This is a genomic window from Trueperella sp. (assembly GCF_043424875.1).
GTDB lineage: Bacteria > Actinomycetota > Actinomycetes > Actinomycetales > Actinomycetaceae > Trueperella.
Map to the genome: position 1 here is coordinate 1 of NZ_JBHWPL010000063.1, position 2,590 is coordinate 2,590.

Below are 2,590 nucleotides of genomic sequence, written 5' to 3' on the forward strand. Positions count from 1 at the left end.
CGGGTTCGAATCCCGTTGGGGGTACTGCTTCACCAGAAGCGGGTAGAAATACCAAATCTGGCCCTGTAGCGCAGTTGGTTAGCGCGCCGCCCTGTCACGGCGGAGGTCGCGGGTTCAAGTCCCGTCAGGGTCGCAGAGAAATCGCCCGGTTTCCACCGGGCATTTTTCTACTCAGGCTCTGTAGCTCAGTTGGTAGAGCGTTCGACTGAAAATCGAAAGGTCACCGGATCGACGCCGGTCGGAGCCACCAAGACCCTCGCGAAAGCGGGGGTCTCGTCGTATCTGACGAGTGCGCATTGCGAGGGCGCAGATCTGGCGCCCGCTCCGTTTCGGCATTTGGGAAACTTCCTGTTACGATTGCGACTCTGGCCCTGTAGCGCAGTTGGTTAGCGCGCCGCCCTGTCACGGCGGAGGTCGCGGGTTCAAGTCCCGTCAGGGTCGCAGAGAAAACGCCCGGTTTCCACCGGGTGTTTTTCTATTGGTGGCACCCCTCATTGCTGGCCGCGTGTCAGCGAGTGGGCCTATGAGAAAGTAGCGTGACCGCCGCGGGCGGCAGCGCGGTCACGGGGAGACCAGCGCGAAGCTTGCCTGCCCCACAGCGGAGGCGTCAGAAGCTCAACGCATACATCCCTCGCTCTGGCTACGCCACGCCGTAGACTTGCCCCATGCCAACACCCAAGATTCTTCCCGTGGCTTTCGGCTCTGATGTGGCCGATTATTCAATCGCGCGGCTCTTTCACGAGACCTTCGGCGTCAAGACGCTAGCGATTGCCCAGTTCATGCGCGGGCCGGTCGACAATTCAAAGATCGTAGACGTACGCCTCGTGCCGCGCGAAACGTTCTACGACCCCAAGGTGCTCCTGCCTCTCTTCCATGAGATCGCCGACGAGTTCCCAGACCTGACCCCCGTCCTCCTTGGCAACGAAGACAACGTACTCAACATCGCGATGGCCCACCGCGACGAGCTGGAGCCCCGCTGGTTCCTGCCGCTGTCCGACCGCTCGGTGCTCGACCTCGCGAATAACAAGGACGCGATGGCCGAGCTCATCACTGGCCTCGGCTACTCGGTGCCGAGGCACGTCAACGTGGACATCGCGAGCGCCACCACCTGGGACGCCATCGTCGACCTGCGCGCACCCCTCATTGCCAAGCCCACGATCGGCGGCGATCAGGTGCGCTTCCGCCGCACCGGCCTGCAAAAGGTCGCAACCTTCGACTCCCACGCCACGGCTCGCGAGTACTTCACGCGAATCGCCGACGCCGGCGGCCAGATGAGCCTCGTCGTCCAAGAGCTCATCCCCGGCGACGACACCACGCAATGGGTCATCAACGGCTACGTCAACAGGCACGGAGAGATCACCGCGATCGGCACCGGCCAGGTCCTCCTCGGCATTCACGAACCGTCGCTCATCGGCAACGCCGGTATTATTTACGTGCGCGAGAACGCGCAGCTTATCGAGCAGGCCGCCCGCATCGTCCACGACGTCGGCCTGCGCGGCTTCTTCTCCATGGATGCCAAGTACGACGCCCGCGATTCCGAGCCCTACTGGCTCGACCTCAACCCGCGCATCGGCCGCGGCAACTACTACCTCAAGGTGGGCGGGATCAACCTCGCGAAGGCGCTGCTCGACGACATGGCCGGCCTCTCGCTTGCCGATTCCGGCCGCCAAACGCTCCAGCACGAGGGCATGTTCGCGCTCATGCCCAAGCTCCTCGCCAGGCCGCACTACATCGCCGACCCGCAGCTGTGGGAGAGAGTCAAGCCGTTGAGGCGCAACGCCGTCGACCCGCTCGACTACCCCGCGGACCGCCACCCCAAGCGCACGCTCTTCCGCATCGCCTCGGGTATCAACCACCTGCGGCGCACCCGCACCTACTATCCCAAGCTCACGCACACGGGCTTCTAGCACGGCTGCCCACAGCCACCAACGCCACAGCCACCAACGTCACAGGCCGCCGACCCACGGCACGCGCCACACGCGGGTAGAGTTGCCCCGCACACACGAGGAGAAGATATGAGATTCGTCCAGCTCACGGAATCGGCCTACGCATCATTCGCCGAGCGCCAGGAGCGAATGTCCTTTACTCAGCTGCCCGAATACGTGGCCACCCGCAAGGCTCAAGGCGCGGACGTTGCGCTCGTGGGCGTCGTCGACGGCGATCCCGAACGCCTCCTCGCCGCCGCGGTCGTGATTTCGGAGCCGTGGAAGCGCGTTTTCAAGCGCGCCAAAATCGTCTACGGCCCCACGTTCGAGGAGCACAGCCCCGAGGCCGAGCGCACGTTTTACGAGGGCCTGCTCGACGTCGCCAAGCGCGATCGCACGATGCTGTCGGTACGCGTGACGCCGCCGATGATTCGCCGGCATTACGACGACCTCACCCCGGGTGACGAGACCGCCGCGGCCCAGAACCTGGATCGGCTCATTGAGGAGCTTGGCGGGCATCGCGTCATGCTTGACTTCTTCGACCGCCCCGACATCTCCGCGCGCTTCATGTACGTGAAGAACATCGACGGCATGGATTTCGCCACCGCCCACAAGTCCACCGGGCAGCAGGTGCGCACGGCGTTTAACCGCAAGGGCACGAACGG

2 protein-coding genes and 3 tRNA genes are annotated in these 2,590 nt (G+C 64.1%); all 5 read left to right on the forward strand.

Translation table 11 applies throughout. The features are described 5' to 3' along the window. Nucleotides 1-59: 59 nt before the first annotated feature. Nucleotides 60-133 (forward strand) — tRNA-Asp (locus tag ACHFFR_RS06100). A 41-nt stretch (nt 134-174) separates the two neighbouring features. Then, a tRNA-Phe gene (locus ACHFFR_RS06105) sits at nt 175-250 on the forward strand. Nucleotides 251-367: 117 nt separating this feature from the next. Further along, nucleotides 368-441: transfer RNA gene (locus ACHFFR_RS06110), tRNA-Asp, on the forward strand. Between the two features lie 224 nt (nt 442-665). After that, the gene (locus ACHFFR_RS06115; protein ID WP_394263382.1) at nt 666-1,907 is read left to right on the forward strand and encodes an ATP-grasp domain-containing protein; all 1,242 of its coding nucleotides are present in this window, start codon (nt 666-668) and stop codon (nt 1,905-1,907) included. A 108-nt stretch (nt 1,908-2,015) separates the two neighbouring features. Beyond that, nucleotides 2,016-2,590 (forward strand): peptidoglycan bridge formation glycyltransferase FemA/FemB family protein (locus tag ACHFFR_RS06120; RefSeq protein ID WP_394263383.1); only part of this gene is annotated, 575 nt, incomplete at its 3' end.

Bases quoted from the DNA above. Each gene is read 5' to 3' on its own strand.
- ACHFFR_RS06115 (WP_394263382.1), top strand. From the start codon at position 666: ATGCCAACACCCAAGATTCTTCCCGTGGCTTTCGGCTCTGATGTGGCC.